Source organism: uncultured Mailhella sp., assembly GCF_944324615.1.
GTDB lineage: Bacteria > Desulfobacterota > Desulfovibrionia > Desulfovibrionales > Desulfovibrionaceae > Mailhella.
This window is the reverse complement of the sequence record NZ_CALUWY010000124.1, coordinates 1-21,504: the sequence shown is the minus strand read 5'-3', so window position 1 is coordinate 21,504 and position 21,504 is coordinate 1. Positions and strand designations below refer to the sequence as shown.

The 21,504-nt window shown below is 51.1% G+C and carries 14 protein-coding genes; all 14 read left to right on the top strand.

What is annotated here, in order from left to right; genetic code table 11:
- The first annotated feature begins 41 nt into the window (after positions 1-41).
- The 14 genes from Q0K07_RS13195 (at position 42) to Q0K07_RS13130 (ending at position 21,384) form a co-directional block, all read left to right on the top strand.
- Positions 42-5,315 carry a non-ribosomal peptide synthetase gene (locus Q0K07_RS13195; RefSeq protein ID WP_294559821.1) on the top strand — a complete coding sequence of 1,758 codons (5,274 nt, stop codon included), beginning with the start codon at positions 42-44 and terminating at the stop codon, positions 5,313-5,315.
- Positions 5,316-5,384: 69 nt separating this feature from the next.
- Positions 5,385-6,155 (top strand): alpha/beta fold hydrolase, encoded by a 771-nt coding sequence (locus Q0K07_RS13190; protein ID WP_294559820.1) that lies wholly within the window; start codon positions 5,385-5,387, stop codon positions 6,153-6,155.
- Positions 6,156-6,189: 34 nt separating this feature from the next.
- Positions 6,190-7,584 (top strand): crotonyl-CoA carboxylase/reductase, encoded by a 1,395-nt coding sequence (gene ccrA, locus Q0K07_RS13185; protein ID WP_294559819.1) that lies wholly within the window; start codon positions 6,190-6,192, stop codon positions 7,582-7,584.
- Between the two features lie 108 nt (positions 7,585-7,692).
- A complete protein-coding gene (locus tag Q0K07_RS13180) occupies positions 7,693-8,481 on the top strand; it encodes an outer membrane lipoprotein-sorting protein (RefSeq protein ID WP_294559818.1) in 789 nt (262 codons plus the stop codon).
- A 182-nt stretch (positions 8,482-8,663) separates the two neighbouring features.
- On the top strand, positions 8,664-9,791 hold the full coding sequence (locus tag Q0K07_RS13175) for a DUF1302 family protein (protein ID WP_294559817.1): 1,128 nt from the start codon (positions 8,664-8,666) through the stop codon (positions 9,789-9,791).
- A 74-nt stretch (positions 9,792-9,865) separates the two neighbouring features.
- Entirely contained in the window at positions 9,866-12,211 is a 2,346-nt protein-coding gene (locus tag Q0K07_RS13170) for an MMPL family transporter (RefSeq protein WP_294559816.1), read from the top strand.
- 95 nt (positions 12,212-12,306) lie between these two features.
- Positions 12,307-12,636, top strand: coding sequence for an acyl carrier protein (locus tag Q0K07_RS13165; protein WP_294559815.1), 330 nt, complete (start codon positions 12,307-12,309; stop codon positions 12,634-12,636).
- Complete coding sequence (locus Q0K07_RS13160) at positions 12,629-14,374, top strand: ABC transporter ATP-binding protein (RefSeq protein WP_294559814.1); 1,746 nt, start codon at positions 12,629-12,631, stop codon at positions 14,372-14,374. The genes Q0K07_RS13165 and Q0K07_RS13160 overlap by 8 nt, the downstream gene beginning before the upstream one ends.
- Positions 14,277-16,106: an ABC transporter ATP-binding protein gene (locus Q0K07_RS13155; RefSeq protein ID WP_367178915.1), complete on the top strand. Its 1,830-nt coding sequence runs from the start codon at positions 14,277-14,279 to the stop codon at positions 16,104-16,106. Before Q0K07_RS13160 ends, Q0K07_RS13155 begins: the two co-directional genes overlap by 98 nt.
- Positions 16,107-16,283: 177 nt before the next feature.
- The gene (locus Q0K07_RS13150; protein ID WP_294559813.1) at positions 16,284-17,165 is read left to right on the top strand and encodes a helix-turn-helix domain-containing protein; all 882 of its coding nucleotides are present in this window, start codon (positions 16,284-16,286) and stop codon (positions 17,163-17,165) included.
- A 98-nt stretch (positions 17,166-17,263) separates the two neighbouring features.
- Complete coding sequence (locus Q0K07_RS13145) at positions 17,264-19,393, top strand: TonB-dependent receptor (protein ID WP_294559812.1); 2,130 nt, start codon at positions 17,264-17,266, stop codon at positions 19,391-19,393.
- A gap of 134 nt (positions 19,394-19,527) precedes the next feature.
- The gene (locus tag Q0K07_RS13140) at positions 19,528-20,214 is read left to right on the top strand and encodes a MotA/TolQ/ExbB proton channel family protein (RefSeq protein ID WP_294559811.1); all 687 of its coding nucleotides are present in this window, start codon (positions 19,528-19,530) and stop codon (positions 20,212-20,214) included.
- A 1-nt stretch (position 20,215) separates the two neighbouring features.
- On the top strand, positions 20,216-20,668 hold the full coding sequence (locus Q0K07_RS13135) for an ExbD/TolR family protein (RefSeq protein WP_294559810.1): 453 nt from the start codon (positions 20,216-20,218) through the stop codon (positions 20,666-20,668).
- Positions 20,665-21,384, top strand: coding sequence for an energy transducer TonB (locus Q0K07_RS13130; protein WP_294559809.1), 720 nt, complete (start codon positions 20,665-20,667; stop codon positions 21,382-21,384). The genes Q0K07_RS13135 and Q0K07_RS13130 overlap by 4 nt, the downstream gene beginning before the upstream one ends.
- Positions 21,385-21,504 lie beyond the last annotated feature (120 nt).

Genomic DNA, 21,504 nt, shown 5'->3' with positions numbered 1-21,504 from the left:
AGTCTCGTTACTCCATTACCAGTTTTACAAGGTATCGAAGAATGCAGAACGACACTCCTATGTTTCCCGGAGGCAGCAGCCTTTCGGAAGAGCAGGAATCCCTTCTGGCCATGTTTCTGGAAAAGGACGATTTCACCCTTGAGAGAAAGGATGAGAAGGCGCCCGTCATCATTCCCCGTCCTGAAGACAGATATAAGCCTTTCCCCCTTACCGACATACAGCTTGCCTACATGATAGGCAGAGAAAACGGCTCGCTTGGTGCAAGCAATGTTTCAAGTCACGTCTATTTCGAGATGGACACCGAAGATCTGGATGTCGAGCGCTATACTAACGCCTGGCGCAAGATCGTGGCGCGACACGACATGATGCGCTGCGTTATTTATAAGACCGGTCAGCAACAAATTCTTGAGCATGTACCGCCCTTTGAGGTGAGATACTTCGACCTTTCCGGGAAGGCGGAGGAGGAGAGGCAGCGCGTGCTGATGGAAATTCGTGATGAACTGCGCCAGAAAATCAAGCCTGTGGATGTCTGGCCCATGTATGACGTCTATGTTTCCCGCATTGACGAACATACTTTTCGTATGCATGTCAGCCTTGAGGGATTGAATGCCGACGTGCTCAGCCTGCCGCTCATGATGAAGGAACTCCAGGCATTCTATAATGATCCGTCACTGACGCTGCCTGAGCTGGAACTGACTTTCCGTGACTATGTATTGTCTCTGGAGGAGCGCCGCAGTATGGAGTCCTACAGGCAGGCAAGGCAGTACTGGCTCGACCGCATTCCCACCCTTTCCCCTGGGCCCCGTATGCCGGTGCTGAAGGAGGAGCATGTGGGGGAACCCGTGAGCAAGCCGCTAGAGGGGCATCTTGATTCCGTTCGTTGGAGCAAACTGAAGGAGTACGGTACGAAGATAGGCCTGTCGCCTACGAGTATACTGTTGGCCGTATTTTCCGAAGTGCTCCGTCGATGGAATGCAGAGCGTAGCTTCTGTCTGAATCTGACACTTTTTAACAGACTTCCCCTGCACAGGGAAATCAACGACATCATCGGCGATTTTACCGACACGCTTCTTCTGGAAGTGCGCGACGACCCTGATGCGAGTTTTGAAGAACGTGCACTTGCCCTGCGAGATCGTCTCTGGAGTGATCTTGACAACAGGCAGTTCGGCGGCGTGGATGTTCTGCGGGAACTCAATCGTGGTCGTTCCGCCTCGGAACAAGTATACCTTGAGGTTGTGTTCACCAGTACCTTCCTGCTCGGTGACTACGGCGATAGCCTTGAGGGAATGCTGTTCGACGGACATCCGGTGAAAAAGATATTCACTTCCAGTCAGACGCCTCAGCTTCTTCTCGACCATCAGGTTTATGAATCGGCAGGGCAGCTTAATATTCATTGGGATGTGCGTGCAGAATACTTCCATGAAGGTTTTCTGGAAAGTATGATGGATGCATATGTGAACCTGCTTGAACGTCTGTCTGATGATGAATCGCTCTGGAAGCGGAAGGATGTCGTGCAACTTCCTATGGGGCAGAAGAGGGCAAGAGAGGCTTACAACGATACGGCAACTTCCGTGAGTGGGCAGCACATGCATATACTCTTTACGGAAAGTGTTCGGAAATGGCCCGACAGACAGGCAGTGTCGGCTCCGGACATGACGCTTACCTATCGGGAGCTTGCCGGGCGCGTCCAGGAGGCGGCAAAGATTATCGATGGCAGGGTGGCTCCAGGAGAACTTGTGGCCGTTCTCATGGAAAAGGGCTGGGAGCAGGTGGTAGCCGTACTTGCAGTGCAGTTTGCCGGAGCGGCATATCTTCCTCTCGATCCCGCCATGCCTAGGGAGAGACTCACGGACATACTCGATGATGCAGATGTGCGTTGGGTGTTTTCGCAGTCGCATCTGAAGGAAAAATTCAGCGATTCTATCGGGCGACACATGGTTTTTGTGGATACGCTTCCCGAAGGCAATGCTGAGGAACTCTGCGCCCGTACACCCGTACAGAAGATTTCCGACCTTGCCTATGTCATCTATACCTCGGGTTCAACGGGAAAGCCCAAAGGCGTCATGATAAGCCATAGGGCGGCGGTCAATACGATTCTGGACATCAATGCCCGTTTTCATGTGGGACCGCAGGACAGGGTGATAGCGTTGGCCAACCTCGGCTTTGACCTCTCGGTGTGGGATATTTTCGGAACATTGGCTGCTGGCGGTGTCATAGTCATGCCCGATTCTGTTCTTCTTCGGGAGCCGGCCCACTGGCTGGATGTGGTTAACAGAGAACAGGTAACGGTATGGAATACCGTTCCTGCCATGATGAAAATGCTCGTGGACTACAAGGATGCTCTTCACGGTAGCAACAAGGGTACGCTGAGGCTCGTGCTGCTTTCCGGTGACTGGCTGCCGGTGGATCTGCCGGACCGCATCCGTGCACATTACGAGGCTGAGGTTGTAAGTCTGGGAGGTGCGACAGAAGCGTCCATCTGGTCCATATTTTATCCCGTGGGGGAGGTGAATGGATCTCTTGGAAGTATCCCCTATGGTTATCCTCTGGCAAACCAGAGCTTCCATGTCCTTGACGAGTTTATGAAAGTATGCCCCGACTATGTCCCGGGAGATCTGTACATAGGCGGTGTGGGGCTTTCTGACGGATACTGGCATGACAAGGAGAAGACGGAACGTTCCTTTGTCCTGCACCCCGTCACCGGCGAGAGACTCTACCGCACGGGAGACAGAGGCTATTTCCATCCCGAAGGCTATATCGTCTTTCTCGGCAGAGAAGACAACCAGATAAAACTCAACGGATTTCGTGTAGAGCTGGGGGAAATAGAACATGTGCTGCTTCGGCATCCCGATATCCGAGAGGCCGTAGTGCAGACATACGGCGACAAGAAAAATCCTCGTGTAGCGGCTTACTTCACGAGCCGTGGAAACGATGCTCTGCACAGTCGCCGTGCTGTGGAATGGAAGGACGCCGAAGCCATGTGGGAAACGGTTTCCCGTATTGACGAGAACATCGCGGGCATTGCGGAAGAGCGCCGGCGCAAGGATTACGAGAAGAACATGGGAGTGGGGGCGGCCTTGTATGAGGCCGCCGTACAGGCTTCTCTCTACGAACTCGGTGTGTATAGGGAAGAAGGAGAAAGCCATACAGTGGAGGATATCCTCCGCATGACGGGCATACGCCCCCGCTACGGGCGCTGGCTGAAAAGAGCGCTCCTCAATCTTGAGGAAGCTGGCTTTCTTTCACGCCATGGTGAACGTTTCCGCTTAGAAAAGCCCTTTGTCTTCACATCCTCACAAGTTGTACAGAGTGCCTTTTCCAGGTCCGGGCTCGGCTTCATCGCTTCGGAGGCAAAAAGCATGACGGATCTTCTGCTTGAGAGGCGCCATTCCGCAGAAGTGTATGCCTCCGGCAGTGTCAAAGGTCTCTATGGAGCCGTATTCCGGTATTCTTATCAGATTATCCGCGATGCGGTGGCGGCCATGGCAGAGGATCACCCTTTGAATATTCTGGAAGTCGGTGGTGGCCATGGCGGAGCAACGAGCGTGGTTCTTCCCGTCCTCCCCGATACGACGAAAGGCTTCTGCTTTACCGATATTTCGCGTTACTTTCTTCAGAATGCGGAAGAAAAATTTGGAGCACGGCCGTTTTTCCATTGTCGTCTCTTCGATCTTGACGAAGACCCCGTGGTGCAGGGATTTGAGCTTCATTCCTTTGACGCCATCATCGCTGCAAGCGTGCTGCACGACGTGAAGCGGGTAGCCCCTTCCTTGGCGGCTCTTCGTAGGTTGCTCAAGCCCGGCGGCGTGATGTTTATCATCGAGCAGACCATATTTTACAAGGATCACGACATCACTATGGGACTCCAGCAGGGCTTCGACGTGTTCGAGGATACGGAGCTCAGGCCGCTGCATCCCCTGCTCGACGGAAACCAGTGGGAAGAGCAGCTCAGACTTGCTGGTTTTGACTGTGTGAGGCAGTGCCGTACCGTGGACGGTGCGGAGCAGAATGTCATCATCGCCCGTTCACCGTTGGAGGTGTGGGAATTTGAGCCTGAAAAAATGGAAGCTTTTCTGAGAGAAAGACTGCCCTCGTACATGATTCCCTCGACCTTTGTGGAGATGGAAGCTATTCCGCGCAATCGCTCCGGCAAGACGGACCGCAAGGCCCTGCCCGTGCCGGAAGCCGGTATTGTGCAGAACAGAACGGTGCGTCCGCCGGAGAACGACGTGCAGAAGCGTCTGGCTCGTATGTGGGCAGCTGTGCTTCAGGTTGGTGAACCGGGGTTGGATGACAGCTTTTTTGAACTCGGTGGTGACTCTTTGCTGGCTACCGTACTTATAGCCCGTATTCATGAGGAATTCGGTATAGAACTCGGCGTGCAGGAGTTGTATTCGCTGAATACTCTGGAGCAGATGGCTGCATATGTGTCCGGTCCCGGCACGGCCGGACAGGTGCTGCTGCCTATGCAGGAAAACGGCAGGGATAAGGTGTGGATAGGTATTGCCGAAGGCCGGGGCCGAGTAGGCGAGATTTTCTCCGACTTTGCCCGTGCCTGCCGGGATGAAGCGGACTTCTACGGCTGTATCCTTCCGGGGAAAGACGACAGAAGCGTTGAACCGCTGCGTACTGTGGAAGAACTTGCGGCCTACTGGGCACAAGGTGTGCTGGATCTTGTACGCCGCAGGCCAGGCATACGCATTTCTATTGCGGGCTTCTGCGTTGGCGGGATGCTGGGGTATGAACTGGCGGTGCAGCTTGAGCGGCAGGGCGTACAGGTGGAGCATCTGCTGGCTTTCGATACGGGTGCGCCGGGTGCAGCCTTTTCCCACAAGCTCAGCCTGCTGTTCATGTATCTGGGAACCTATTTTTTGCCCATGAACATCTATTCCGGTCTCGAGAACGATCCTATTCTTTGTGTACTGAAGCAACCGGACGTTGTCCCCGATGCCATGGAGCTGGAATCGCTCATGGCCATGAGCCTGGATGACTGCATAAGAACCATATTCGATTACGTCACTTCGCATAATCTGCTCTCCGACGAGATATCCTTTGAGGACTTCGTTCATCAATACAGGCTGTTTGAGGCTACCGTAGGCTCCGCCAAGACCTATGCGCCGAATCCATACCAAGGGACGCTGGTGTACTTTTTTGCCACGGATCTTCTTCAGGGGATTCCCGACCCGAGGCCCTTCTGGAGAACCATGCCTGCAAAGCGTGTGGAAGTCATCGATGTGCCGGGCAATCACTTTAACTGCATATTGGGAGAACATGTTCCCGGTATCATGCGGATCATACGCGATTTGAAGCCGTAAGGTGGCAGAACCGCCACCGGCGGATGAGGGCCGTCGTTCTGGCAGTTTTGGATTTCTGGAACGACGGCCATGGAGAAAAGCGTGCTGAATAGTGAAGAGAGTTTGAGCTGGGTGCGTTTTTTCAGACAAGCTCCCGACGAAAGGGTGAGACTGTTCTGCTTTCCCTTTGCGGGAGGAGGCGCATCCGCATTTCTACCTTGGAAAAAGCTTCTGCCCGACTACATCAGTCTTGTCCCCGTGCAACTTCCCGGACATGAAGACCGTTTCGAGGAGAAAGCGATAATGAATGCGGAACGGATGTACGAGGCTATGTATGAGGGACTGCGTCCGTATTTTTCCTCCAATATGGCCTTTTTCGGGCACAGTATGGGCGGACTTCTGGCCTTTCAGTTCGCCCGTTATATGCTCGGTCGTGGAGAGACGGTGCCTGTGCATCTTTTTCTTTCTGCGGCACCCGTTCCAGTGCGTCCACCGGAAATGACTGGGGAGTCCTCCGAGGAAGAGGAGTTTTTGCGCCGCATACTTCAGTCGGGCACGGTGCCGGAAGCGGTGATGCTCGATGAGGAAAGCCTGCAGATCGTGAAAAAAACACTGCTCAGCGACCATGAACTTCTGCTCTCCATGCTTGATGGACGGACGGATCCGCTTGCTGTGCCCGTGACGATCATGGCCGGGGAAAGGGATAGGCTGGTTCCCTTGGAAAGGGTACAGGAGTGGCGGAATTTCACTTCCGGCTCATGCAACATGCTTACCTGGCCCGGCGGACACTTTTATGTGCGCCGCTGGCTCGACGACATCGTAAAGTCCATAGACGAGACCCTTCTTTTGTACGTTTTATGAGGACGTACTGAACTTCTACCCGAAGGAAACTGCCATGAAAGCAGCATTGAAAAATCTTGTGGAACTTTCGGAATCCAAGACCGCTTCTTCCGAGGACTTCGCCCATTTTCCTTTGCCCGATACCATGAGCGCCATGACGGTGCACCGCGACGAAACGGAAATCTTCCATGGTCTTGCCTTCCATGAAAAAGATCCCCGTCGTTCCCTGCATTATGAGGAGGTGCCACTTCCTGAGGTGGGACCTAATGAGGTTCTGGTGGCGGTGATGGCTTCAGCTCTCAATTTCAACAATGTCTGGTCGTCATTGTTTGAACCATCTCCCGGCTTCAACTATATCGGAGAGTATTCGAGATACTCTCCGGTCAATGCAAAACATAACCTTGACTATCATATTCTCGGTACCGATGGTGCGGGTGTGGTGGTACGTACGGGGTCGGCCGTTACTCGCTGGAAGCCGGGCGACAGAGTCATGATTTTCGGTCCTACTTGTGACGTGTCCTCCCCCGAAGTGTTTGACGACGAAATACGCGATCCACACCTTATGGCGTATGGCTTTGAGACTAATTTCGGCTCGTTCGCCGATTTCACTCTTGTCAGAGAGCATCAACTTCTGCCCAAGCCCGAGCATCTCACATGGGTAGAGGCCGCCTCTATGACGCTGGTAGCTACGACTACCTACAGGATGCTTGTTTCCCGGAACGGAGCACAGATGAGCCAGGGAGACAACGTACTCATTTGGGGAGCTTCTGGAGGGCTCGGCACTTTTGCCATACAGTTCGTTCTGAACGGCGGCGGCATTCCCGTAGGTGTGGTTTCCAGCGAGGAGAAGGCCGCCATGGTTCGGAAAATGGGGTGCGAGCGTGTCATCGTGCTTCCCCGCAGTGAAGGGGAAGACCGCTTTCTTGACGGGAACGGGCATACGAAAAACAGGCAGATACTCAGGCTCAAGGCCCAGATACGGAAACTCACCGGTGGCGAAGACCCCGATATTGTCTTTGAACATACGGGCCGTTCCACCTTTGCCGCCAGCGTGGCTGTAGCCCGCCCCGGCGGCAAGATCGTGACCTGCGGCTCTACCTCGGGCTATGATCATGTTTTCGATAATCGCTATCTGTGGCAGACCGTGAAGCACATCATAGGTTCCCATGCGGCGAACTATTATGAGGCGGTGCAAACCGCAAGGCTTATCGGCAAGGGCTTTTTGTACCCTACGCTTTCTCGTGTCTTTCCCCTTGCGGAAGGGGCCGAGGCTTTTTCCATGCTGCATAAGGGAACGCATATGGGCAAGCTCGGTTTTCTTAATATCGCCCCAGAAGAAAACATGGGAATTCGTGATTATGAGCTCCGGGAAAAAGTCGGAGAGGAGAAGATACGTCTGTTCCGCTGTGACGATGGGGCGTGCCCGGCAGAGCGGCGCGCCGTAGCCTGAAAAAAAAGTGGCGATTTTCAATATTTTAAGTTGAAAATGATTTTCAACTTCATTATGTACATGTGCGGAGCGTTTTTCTGCAGGTACGGAAAAACAGGAGGATATTTCATGAGTTGCAGTATTCGGGGTATGCTGGCAGTGCTTGCGCTTATGTTTATTATAACGCCTTCGCTGGCGAGAGCGGAAGAACTGACCGGAACAGATGTGATCACAAAAATGAGGCTACGCCCTGACGGAGACGATCGGAAGGGTACCGTCAGCATGACTCTTGTCAACAGGCGTGGCGCAAAGCGCGTACGGGTCATGGAACAGATCGCCAAAGACTACGGAATGGACAGAAAGGCGATCATCGTCTTCAAAGAACCTGCAGACGTGCGTGGTACAAAGTTTCTTTCTTGGACATACGACGCCCCCGGCAGAGATGACGACAAATGGCTCTACATTCCTTCCATGAAAAAGGTGCGCCGCATCAGCGGTTCGGCGAACAACGACTTTTTCATGGGCAGTGACTTTACTTATGACGATATAGATATGGGCAGGCGCAATGTCAGCAAAGATACCCACACCTATCTGGGAGAGGATATGCGCGGCGTTTACGAGTGTTGGAAGGTGGAATCTATCCCTGTAGACAAGGATGATCCCGTCCGCCGCCGCGTATTGTGGGTAGATAAGAAGACCTGCATTCCTGTGTACCTGGAATATTATACGGATCAAGGACTTTCCCGAGTGTATGAGGTGCTCGAACTTCAGCAGCAGCAAGGCTTCTGGAATGTGAAAAGCGCAAGAATGCGTAATCTTGAGACAGAGCATCAGACGCTTATGGAGTTCAGTCCATTTGTCTATGATATCGGTGTGGATGACAACCTTTTCCAGGTCGCGGTATTGCAGCGCGGCTGATGTCTGGCGTCATGTGTTGCAGAAGTATATTGTTTTCTGTTTTTTTGCTGCTGTCCCTCCTCCCCTGTCGTACGCTTGCGGATACGGCCGGGGAGGAGGGGGGATCGTCACGTCTGGATGCAATTTCTGATTTTTGGAACGAGCACTTCAGTTCTACCGGCTGGATTGAGCTTGTGCAGTCTATGCGTACCTACGCTCCGCATGATGAGGTAACCTCCCGCGTGCACGGAAGGCTTGAAGTTTCGGGAACTGCCGGTACGTTCAACGGATTTCTTTCTCTTGATGCGGAAAAGAACTGGACCATTCCGGCTCTCGACGGGCTTTCCGTCCGCGAAGCATGGCTTGAGCATGTCGGTTCCGGCTGGGATATACGGGTAGGGCGCCAGCTCATCATTTGGGGCAAAGCGGACGGCGTACGTATTACGGACAATGTCTGCCCTACGGATTTTTCCGACTATCTCAACAGAAATATCGACGAGATGCGCATTCCCGTAACCGCGGCCAAGCTCAGGTTCCTCAGTAATACGCTAATTACGGAATTTATATGGATTCCTGAGTTCAAGTCCGCAAAGCTTGCAACAGGAAACAATCCTTGGGCGCTAGAGCGTTCTTTCTCTTCTGCTTTGCCGGTAAGGACGAACAGCGCGGGGGAACCTTCCTCCTGGTCGCTGGAGGACAGTGAGTTCGCCCTGCGGGTCTCATCCTACATGGCGGGCTTCGACGTATCTCTTTCCGCCTTCTATACATGGGATGATACGGCGGCCTCTTCCGTGTCTGTGCGTGATATTAGTGGGGGAAGGCGGGAAATAGTCATGGAGCAGGATTATCATAGAATCCTGATTTACGGTTTCGACTTTGCTAAACCCTGGTCGGACTTCGTATTCCGAGGAGAGGCCGCATATTTCCAAGGAAGGTACCTTTCCACATCAACCGGAGGAAATGAAAAGCACGATGTACTCAAGTATCTGGTGGGAGTGGACTGGAGTCCCGGCGGCAACTGGAGTGTGACGGCGCAGCTGCTGGATGAGTTCATTATGAATTACGACAGGGGGCTTGTCGCAGAGGAACATAGCCCGCAGGCTACACTCAATGTCTCCAAAAATTTTTTCAACGAACAGCTTACCGTTTCCGACATGGTCTATGTGTCCCTGAATGACGGAGAGTTTTTCAACCGTCTGCAGGCAGCTTATGAGCTTGCCGACGGCATGGAACTCACCATCGGCTGGGACAAATTCTACGGAGACGACGGTTCGTATGGAGTCTACCGACGTAATTCCCAGATATGGGGAAAGCTACGCTTTAGTTTTTAACGATGTGCCGCACCGCCATCTGAATTGCAGACATGAAGTCCGCATGGACGGAGCGCGATGCAAGTGAGGGATATATGCTGAATATCGAGGCTATTAACGAAAGATTTGTTGCATTCAGCAAAGTGATTCTGAAATTCAGGGCGGTTATTCTTGTGGCTATGGTCCTGATTCTGGCGATATCCTTTTATGGGCTGAAGCAGCTCAAATCCGATACGGATGATTCTCACTACTTCAATGAGGGGGACGAGCTTCTGTTGGCCAAGGATTACATGGCCTCCATATTTGGTAACGACAACTTCTGCGCCGTTCTTGTACATGTGGACAATGTGTTCACACCACACGTGCTGACAGGTATCCGCGAAATGGGAAGAGAACTGGAAGCCAAGGTACCGTATGTGGACGACGTGATTTCTGTGACGGACATGGAGTTCACGAAGGGCGACGAAGAAGGACTCGAAGTTTCCGACATCGTACCTGATCCTGTTCCCGATGATCCCACACAACTTGCGGAAATACGCGAGGCGATAATGGCAAAGCCTTCGCTTAGAAATCAGATTGTTTCTGAGGACGGACGATACGCATGGATCATGGTGCGCCTCAAGCACATACCCTCCGGTACAGTGGACGAGCATGGTGAGTTCATCGAAATGGTCATAGGCCGCACGGTCAACGAGATCGCCGGACAGGAGAAATACGCCTGGATGAACCCGGAAACCACAGGCTGGCCGGTCATTAACCTGGAAAAGCGCGATTTTATGGCCAAGGAAATGCCTAAACTCATCGGTCTTTCCCTGCTGTCCATTATTCTTGTGCTTGCGCTTGTGCTCCGTAACGTTCGAAGCGTTATTTTTCCCGTGTTTCTTGCCGGAGCCGGGCTTTCCATCGTGCTCGGCATACAGGGGCTTCTTGGTGTTGCTACGGATCCCATGGTCATGCTCTTGCCTATATTTCTCAGTATTTCCATGGCGATATGCTATTCCTTGTACTTTATAAATTTTTTCCGGTGGGAGTTTCAGAAAAGTAGAAACAGGCTGTGGGCGCTGGAACATGCCGTAGGGGAAACCGGCTGGCCCATATTCTTCAGCGCCTCCACCACTATGGCTTCGCTGCTTTCGTTCTGCTTCGTGAATTTGAGACCCATAAAATGGGTAGGGATGACTTCCGCATCCATGACCATGCTGCTTTACGTGCTTACCATTGTGCTTCTGCCTGTACTTTTTTCCTTCGGAGGAAATAAAAAGGAGAAGCGGGGGCAGGTTGCGGTAAAAAAAGTTCCGCTCGACAGGCTTATGGAGTGGATGGGCAGCCATGTGCTTCAGCATCCCCGCGTTGTTTTCACCGTTGCCGCTATTGCTTTGATGGCTTCGGTTGCTGGGCTTTTCCGCGTGGAGGTGGCGTTTGATCTGCGTCGTTCCTTCGGTACAGAGGTCCCCTATATCGACCGCATCTGCCGTATCAGTGAAACGCCCCTCGGTTCCCTGTATTCTTTTGGCGTCGGCATAGAGTTTCCGAATCCCGACGAAGCGCGTCTGCCTGAAAACCTCAGGAAACTGGAAATCCTGACTGATCGTATCCGCGAATTTCCGCTGACCAAGAAGGTGCACAGTGTGCTTGACGTGGTGAAGGATCTCAATCAGGTGCTTAATGCGGGAAATCCTGAAAGCTACACCATACCCCAGACACGAGAGGAAATAGCACAGGTGCTGCTTCTTTACGAGAACGCCGGGGGCACCGAGGCAGAACGCTGGATAGACTATGAATACCGCCGGCTTCGTGTGATGATAGAAATTGACGACTACAACTCCGGCGAGGCTGTGAGGGAGCTGGAAGCCATCCGTACATGGGGCAAAGAGCTTTTTCCCGATGCCAGAGTCATACTTACCGGTACGCTTTGTCAGTTCACGCAGATTCAAGATTATGTGAGTTGGGGGCAGGTGCAATCCATCCTTATTTCTATGGTGGTCATATCACTGCTGATGGCTGTGGTCTTTGGAAGCTTGAAAATAGGTCTCATTGCCATGATTCCTAATATTCTTCCCGCATTTTTTGTTTGTGCGGTGATGGGATTCTTCAATATTCCTCTTGATATGATGACCGTGACGGTTATTCCCATGATACTTGGTCTTGCAGTAGACGATACCATTCATTTCATCAATCATTGTCAGCTTGAATTTATGCGTACAGGAAATTATCGTGAAAGTATACGTACTACATTTATGAGTACTGGTAAGGCTATGCTGCTTACATCATCAATTCTGTGTTTTAGTTTTTCAGCATACATGTTTTCAAAGATGATAATTTTTGTGCACATGGGAATACTTGTAATTATAGGTATTTTGGCAGCTTTTCTTTCTGATTACTTCATTACGCCCAATCTTATTGTACGTCTCAGAGTTTTTGGGGAAGAGCGTAGTCGATGAAATATAGCAGAGTGAATAGGTGAGAGAATCCGCTTGCAGATGTAGACTGGCGGATATCTGAAAATTTAAACGGAAAAAGTTCAAGGAGTGCCGATATGTCCGTGGAGTCCCGACTCAAGGAACTTATAGCTGCTCACTTCAGAATTTCCGTGGAATCTGTTCGGGAGACAACGGATTTCTATACGGACTTAGAAGCCGATGTGCTTGATCTGCCGGAGCTGGCCATGGAGGTGGAAAAAGCCTTCTCCATTGCGCTCGACAGCCGCATCGTGGAGAACGTGAAAACAGTGGAGGATATGGCGGAATATGTTCAGGAGTGCCTGGAAAAAAAGCGACAGAAACTTGCGCTGGCGCTTTATGAAGCGAAAGCTCGTATGGATGCAGCCATGCTGATGACGGCGCGCTGTGGAGGAGCTGATGAGTAACGGAATGCAGATATTATGCTCTCTACCTGATGAGGCCAGCCGACGCAGATTGATGTTTTCCGGCGTTCTTGCTGTGGCTGGAGCATTGTTTAGCCTTCTGCCCATGATGGGTCTTTATTTTATGCTGAAGGCTCTTCTGATGAAACCTGCCGATGTCATGGGAGCATTCTGCGGGGTGGGGATGGCTGTTGCGGGCATTTTTCTTCAGGTCATCTTCCATGCTTTTTCCACCAGACTGTCGCACAAGGCGGCCTTTGATACTCTACATGCTGTGCGTCGAGACATCCTTCACAGACTTTCCCGTGTTCCCCAGGGCGTTCTGGATGAGAGTTCCGCAGGCAAGCTCAAAAGTCAGATATTCGACGATGTGGAAAAACTTGAGATGTTTTACGGGCATCATTACCCTGAAATCATAGGTAATCTCCTCGTTCCCGTATGCATGATCGCCGTGATTTTCTTCATGGATTGGCGCATAGGGCTTTCGTTGCTTGCTCCCATAGTTATCTATGCGGTGTGCCTGGGCTCGATGGGCAGACTTGCAGCAAAAAATTTTCCTCTCATGGAAGCCAGTGGCCAGAAGCTGAATGCAAGCATTGTTGAATATGTGCGAGGCATGAAGGAAATACGGATGTTCGGAGGGATCGGGAGCTGGAAGCGCTTTGAACATGCGGCGGAAGAGTACTGCGACTTTATGCGGCAATGGTTTGCCGACTGTCGGCACGGCATGACGGTGAACACCATTGTTATGAGTTCAGGGATTGTTTTTGTCTTTCCTGTGGCTGGGTGGCTCTTCGCCACGGGAAGAACCGATGCGCCCTCCATGCTGTTTTATTTGTTCGCGGCTCTTTGCTACGCGACGCCTCTTACCAAAATAGGACGCTATGGTGACGAAATGAACATCTGCATGCAGGTAGGCTCCCGTCTTTTTGGGCTCTTATCCATGAAGGAACTCCCTCAGGGGACGCGGACACAGATCCCTGAACGCTTTGATGTGGAATTCTGCAACGTGTCTTTTTCCTATGGAGAAAAAAGAGTCTTCCGCGGGCTTTCCTTCACTGCAGAGGCAGAAAGCGTCACGGCTCTGGTAGGCCCCTCCGGCGGCGGCAAGAGCACAGCTGCGAGACTGTTGGCGAGGTTTTGGGATGTAGAGGAAGGTGCCATACGCATAGGAGGAGTGGATATCCGTTCCCTTACGACGGAGGCTCTGGCCTCCACGGTGGCTTTCGTCACGCAGAACAATATCGTGTTCGAGCGCAGCGTGCTTGAGAACATACGTCTTGGAAAGCCCAATGCCTCCATGGCGGAAGTGGAGGAGGCCGCCCGGGCCGCACGTTGTCATGACTTTATTACATCTCTTCCTCAGGGGTACGATACCGTGCTTGGATCCGGGATAGCGGTGTCGGGCGGCGAACGTCAGCGTATCGCCATAGCAAGGGCACTTTTGAAGAACGCTCCCGTGCTTATTTTAGATGAAGCTACGGCATACTGCGATCCCGATAATGAAGAAGAACTTCAAAAAGCTCTCTCAGCACTGGTGAAAGGAAAAACTGTGCTGGTCATCGCGCACAGACTCAGAAGTGTGATGGATGCCGGCAGGATCATTGTGCTCTGCAATGGAAAAGTTGAGTCAACGGGCACACATGTCTCCCTCCTGGAAAAAAGCGAGGTCTATCGGAACATGTGGAAGGCACTGGAGAGCTCAGAAAACTGGCTTGCCGGAGGAGATGAGCATGATTGAGATGATACGTCGTATATTTGAACTAGCTGGTCAGAGAAAAGGACGGTTATGTTCTGCAATATTTTTGAATATTGTGCAGAACTGCTGTACCGGATGTATATACCTTATAGTTCTTTTCGCCATGGTAAAGCTTTTTGAGGAGAATTTTACCATGGATACACTGATACAGTGTAGTTTGGCTATGATTGCGCTGCTGATTCTTCGTTATGTACTGGAATACGTTTCTACATCCATACAATCCTCGCTTGGATATGAGATCATGCGTGATGTGCGTGTTCGGGAGAGTCGCCGCCTGGCAGAACTTCCGCTCGGTGTTTTTCAGGCGGAAACGGCGGGGAGTCTCTCATCCGTATTTACCAACGACATGGCTTTTGTGGAAATGCGCTGTATGGCAACGGCGGCGAATTTCATTTCTGGTATGACGTCAGTGTTCTTCCTGTCTCTTGTCATGGTGGCGATGGATCTTCGCCTTGCATTCATAGCCATGGTGGGGTTTGTTCCCGCGTGGTTCGTCTATCATGCTACGGTACGCGCTTTTCGAGATGCGGGAGTAAAAAGGCAGAGTATGGAACGCAGTTTTATAGGTTCCATTCTTGAATATGTATCGGGAATGGAAACCATACGTTCCTACAATATGAGCGAACATGTGTTTGCAGAGATCAACAGCAGTCTGGAAAAGTACAGGGATGCGGCCGCAGCCTATGAGCTGAAAGCTTTGCCGCCTATGACGCTGTACCAGCTTTTCGTACGCATAGGTATGGGGTTGATTTTTTTCTGTGGGCTCATCTTTTATCTGAACGATATGATAAGCCTGCCGGTATTTCTGTTTTTTGCCGTCATCAGCGGTACCTATTATCAGCCTGTGGAAGCGCTGCTCGGAGAGTTCGGCATTCTGAACATTATGACCCTGAGCCTTGATCATATCGAAGGCCTGCACGAACATCCTGTCATGCCCGATCATGGTGTTATAAAGCCGAAGAAATTCACCCCGGCTATGAAGGATGTGGAATTTTCCTATGCCACTGGCAGTAGGCCTGCCATTGACGGTGTAAGTATGGATTTTATGCCCGGTACATTGAATGCAGTGGTGGGGCATTCCGGCAGCGGCAAGACAACACTTCTCATGCTGTTGGCGCGTTTCTGGGATGTGCAAAAAGGAAATGTTGTTATGGACGATGTTGATGTGCGAGATATTCCGTCAGAAACGCTTATGTCTTCGATCTCCATGGTTTTTCAGGATGTATATCTATTTTCTGGAAGTATAGGGGACAATATCCGCATGGGCAGGCCAGATGCTTCTTCAGTGGAGGTCGTAAATGCAGCTATTGCCGCAGGTTGTCATGATTTCATTATGAAACTTCCTCAGGGCTATGCTACCCGGACGGGAGAAGGCGGCTGCACGTTTTCCGGTGGAGAGCGCCAGCGTATCGCCATTGCCAGAGCGATTCTCAAAAATGCCCCCGTTGTTCTGCTTGATGAGGCTTTTTCCAGTGTGGATCCGGAACATGCCTGGGCCATACAGCAGGGACTTTCCTCCCTTACCCGGAATAAAACCGTCGTGATGATCGCCCATACGCTGAACCATATTCGACATGCCGGTCAGATACTGGTCATGGAAAAAGGAAAAATTGTTGAAAGCGGAAGGCATGAGGAACTGCTAGCGCACAATGGAATATACCGCAGACTCTGGGACAGGGAGTGTGCCGTCAAATCGTGGAGACTGGAGTCGTAGCAGATTGGAAAACGGAATACCGGAGAGGCAGCAGGCCTGCTTGCTTTGGCACAAAAGAGCTTGTGGTTACTTGTTAGGGTCCGGCAGAGACGATCTTGCCGGACGGAGTAGCAACTTCGGGATGAGTTCATTAATAAAATGAAAATGAATTTCTATTTCATATTTTGAGGAAGACACATGAACTCCGTTAGTTCCCTTCTTGATGGTTTTGGTAATCTCGGGCTTGAGATACGCAGGTTTGAGTTAAACGATGGAGACTGTGCCTTGTATGCCGCAGAAGAGTTCAGGAAAAAGTTGGGCTTCGGCTATGTTGTCGAAGGAACCATTGTGCTTTGTGCAGAAAGGGAATATGAGCTGCGGCAGCATACACTCTGTGTATGGGGAGGAAATACTCTCGATGATGTTATCGGAAAATCGTATGATGGCAGGTGTGTTTTTCTTGGAATAACAGTGAATTATGAAGATATCTTCAACTTGGTCGTTGATGAAAGAAAAAATCTCAACCGAAAGGCGACCTTTTTACAAGTACATCATTATCTTGAGTCCTTTTTTCATACGATACCTGCCTCCGTGACGGCGCAGCTTCTTCTCGGACAGCTTCTCAAAGTTCCCTATAAAGGAAGACTGGGGCAGATGTATCGTGAGATAAAGGGCATGGAGCTGATACTTGAAAGCATGCAGCAGTTTTTTCTGCAGAAGGAAGGTTGCTGTGAAATGTGTACCATGCACACCAAGTGTGCTCGGGTATGGCAGGTTATGCGCGATAATCTTGAACATCCCATGTCCATAGGTGAGCTTGCTCGTACAGTAGGCATGAGTGAAACCAGTTTGAAGAGAGCTTTTCGTGCGATGTATGGAGATTCAATATTTGCTTCTTTTCAACGTCACAGGATGTGTGAAGCTCGAAAACTCCTTGAAGAAAGCAGTTACAGCATAGCGGAAGTAGCTTACCGCGTAGGCTATGAGTCTCCAGGACATTTTTCCCGTGCTTTTTCCCGTTACTACGGAGTTTCTCCTACCAAATGTCGCCGAGGAGAGGGGGATGGTATTCGTCACTGATGAGGCCTGATTTGGGTATTTTTTGACCTGTTAGGGTACTCTCTTTTGCGCTTCGACTTTTTATAGTCATTTATTATTATTTCAGAGGAGTTTTGCTCATGGCAAGGAAGAGAACAAGGAAGCTTGCGGCCGCCGCGTTCTGTAGTATGTGTATGCTGGCCGGAACTCAGGCTAATGCTTTGGCTGATGAACTGCTGGTACTTCCCGAGATTACAGTCACGGCAAATAAGATTGCGGAAGACCAGCAGAAGGTACCTCTCAGTGTATCTGTTATCAATGAGGATGAGGTGCGGGATTCCGGTATGGAGTCTCTTGATGATCTTTCCGCAAGAGTGCCTAATTTGGTGATGCCTACCGGCGGTTTGCCCATGATGACGTTTCCCTCCATTCGCGGATCTCAGTCCATCGCGCATTCCTATGTGCCTTCAGTCATTACCTATATTGACGACGTACCGCTTACCAGTACTACCGCTTACGATGTCCCTCTTTACAATATAGAGTCCATCGAAGTGCTTCGTGGACCGCAGGGAACATTGTACGGTAGAAATGCCTCCGGCGGCGTCATAAAGATTACCACCAAAAAACCTGATAATGAAATTCATGGTCAAGTGGGTGTGGAAGTAGGTACTCACAATCATGTGAAGCCGAATATCGCACTTTCCGGCCCGATTATTGACGATAAACTCTTCGCTGGTGCTTCTTTTCAATTCTATAATCATCGCGGTAACGTGTGGAATGATTATACCGGTACATATGTTGATGATCGTAGAAATTACAATGGTCGCTTCAATCTGCTTTTCACTCCTACGGAAGATTGGGAGATCCGTCTTTCTGCAGGCATGACAAAGTACAATGAAGGTACCTTCAGCATGTATTCACCCAATGCCTTCGCCATATATGACAAGATGCCTGGCTATAGCCCCGATATGACGCAGGGATTTCATGACATGAATGGCGGTACCCGTACTCCTCGGCATGTCACATCCAATGATAACGGCTATAATAAAACCATGCTCAACGATCAGTCTTTGAGCATCAAGTACAATATATCGCCTGCATGGACATTTACATCTGTAACCACTAGAAGTGAGGCAGATATACGCTTCCTTGTGGACTACGATTTTGGCCCGAATTTGCTTCCACTTTGGTACGGTTTAGCCTCTGAAGACCGTAACGACAGTGGTATGTATGACTTTGGTCAGGAATTCCGTTTCACCTACGATGAGGACGGAGTTAATGCCATTATTGGTGCGGCCTATTCGCATATCGACCGTCGTCAGCGCTACGATTACTATAACTCCATAGGAGCTACAAATGCGCGTGACATCACCAATACCTATTCGCTTTTCAGCCAGGTGAAGGTACCTTTTGCCGAACGGTGGGCATTCACGATAGGGGGCAGACTGGATTATTATCATACCGGTGCGTGGGCGCATGCCAAAAAGGCAGGTATGGGAATGCAAGCGCCGTATTCCGGGGATGACACTTGGTTTAATGTATCTCCCAAGGTGGCGCTGGAATATTCGCTTACGGAAAACAACATGCTCTATGCCAGCTTCTCCGAAGGTTACAAGGCGGGCGGTTTTGACTCCGCCTACGCTACGCCCGGTCATGAGAAGTATGATGAAGAACATGTGTACTCTTTTGAACTTGGTTCCAAAAATCAGTTTCTCGATAACAGGCTGCGCATGAATTTCGCAGTTTTTGCCAACAAGTACAACGGGATGCAGGTGGAAAAGTTCACCTCTGGCATGAGCGGTTATATTGACAACGCAGGTAACCCCTGGGCTCTTGGTGCGGAAGGTGAGATCTCTTGGATGGTGCTGCCCGGCCTCGAACTTTTTGCGAACGTGGGCTACACGCATTTACGCTTTGACGACATCACCGACGATTTCTATGGCAGCCTGGATAGAAACCATGTGCCTTACGTGCCGGAATGGACCTACAGCGTTGGTGTTTCTTACCGTCATGAGTCCGGTTTCTATACTCGTGTAGACGCAACCGGCGCTACCAAGTCTTACCTCAACATTGATAATAGTGGCTACATTCCCTCCCATACGCTGGTCAATGCCCGTGTTGGGTATGAGTTCGACAACAATGTCGACGTGTACGCCTATGTGAACAATATCTTTGATAAAAACTATGACTATGTCCGCAGCTTCGGTGGTGCCTATTGGGTGGCTACGGAAGGTGTGAACGGCGGTGTAGGTATTTCCTATCGCTTCTAAGTTGGACGATCCGTTTGCTGAAAAGCCGGGACGGTAGGCTTCCGCCCCGGCGTTTCAGCAGGACGGTACAGGACGTCCGGTGTTTTTCATATTTAGTTTCATCCGCTCTTCCGGGCGGGTAGGGAGTTTCCGTTGTGGATATGATTTTCCATGCCATCATGCAGGCCACGCTGGTTTCTAAGCTGGTTCTGGCGCTGCTTCTGTTCATGTCGCTGGTAAGCTGGGCCTATATGCTGGGCAAGTGGCTGTGCCTGCGTAAGGTGCGCACACATGTGCTCCATGGTCTTGATGTCATGGATTCGGATGATCTTTTGGAGTCGCTGGCGGAACTGGAACGCTACGGAAGTTCTCCCTTGTACGGCATTACGCGCAGAGGTGTGCGGGAATTTAATCGAATCAGTCGTACCGGAGATGCCGAGCGCCTGATGAACGATAACGTGAGGCGTGCGCTCCATTTCGGCATAGCGCACGAAATGGCCCTGCTGAGATCTTCTCTTTCCCTTCTGGCGACGACGGCGAGTACGGCGCCGTTTATCGGGCTTTTCGGTACGGTGTGGGGTATCATGTATTCCTTTCAATCCATAGCGGTGATGAAGAGCGTTTCCATTGCAACGGTGGCTCCTGGCATAGCTGAGGCACTCATAGCCACTGCCGTGGGGCTTTTCGTGGCTATTCCCGCAACATGGGGCTTCAACATGTTCCGGGCTGCTCTTTCCGCCATTGAAAACGAGTGCATCACCTTTGCCGGGCAGCTTTTGAACCGTATGCAGCATGAAGCCGGGCATCATACGGGAGGTCTCAGCTTCGGAGAAGGAAAGTAGCATGGCCGGCCCGTCTTCTGATGATTTCGTATCTGATATCAATGTTACGCCTCTTGTCGATGTGATGCTGGTGCTGCTTATTATTTTTATGGTGACAGCACCCATGATGACGGAAGGGCTGGAAGTGGATCTTCCCAAAGTTGAAGTTTCAGAAACTCTTCCTACGGACAACGAGCACGTCATGCTCACAATTAAGGATAACGGCTCTGTTTTTCTTGATGAATATGAGACTTCGGCGGAAGATCTCTCTTCCCTGCTGGACGTTCATGTCGTCGCACAAGGGAGGCGTCTTTTTATCCGCGCCGATCAGCAAGTACCCTATGGTATTTTCATGACCGTCATGGGGAAGCTTCGTAGGGCCGGCATTCATGATGTGGGGTTAGTCACTCTTCCGGCGGAGGGGACGGTGGAAAAGGGCTCTGGGGCGGAGTCTTCCGGCGGGCAGGATGCATGACGATGCGCCGGTGCGTCAGAACCTTCACGATAGTGCTTTCGGCGTGCACACATGCCGTACTTTTCGGCGGCGTGTATGTTTTTTCCCGGATGGAGAATACGATTCTGGAAGACAATCATGTCTATCAGGTTGCACTGGCGGAATTTTCCGTTCCTGCCGCGCCCGAAGCGGAGGCTGTGCCTGTTCCCGTCCCCGAATCTACCCCGCCTCCCCCCTCAGAGCTGGAACCTCTGCCCGAACCGGAGGTGACTCCGGTGCCGAAGAAGCCCGCGCCGGAAATTATCAGTCCGAAAAAGAAAAAGGATCCCGCTCCAATACAGAAAAAGGAAGCTCCACGTCCGGTGACACCACGGTCCGTTCCTTCTTCCTCCTCTGTGTCCCATGGACCAGCAGCCCCCGTTCCTGGACGGATAGGCTCACTTCTGGCTTATGATACAGATCAGGTGGATCAGCGTCCTTCCATTGTGAAACGCTCGCCAGTGGAGTATCCATCCAAGGCTCGCCGTCGTGCGGTAGAGGGAAGAGTGGTCATTCAGCTTGTTGTGGATATGGAAGGTCGTGCTCGCGAGTGTCGTGTTCATTTAGCTGAACCAGCGGGCTGGTTTGAACAGGCGGCTCTTTCAGCGGCGGAAAAAATGCGTTTTATGCCAGGGAAACTTAAAGGGAAAGCGGTCAATACCGTAGTCCTTGTACCGTTTCAGTTCTCTCTGCGCTGAAGGAGAGAGCCTTACTTTTTTGCTGAAGAAAATTCTTATGTTTATGAAAAACGGACGATTCCGTCACGTCGGGGATCGTCCGTTTTTTATAAGACTGTTTTATGAATATTTTTCGACTAG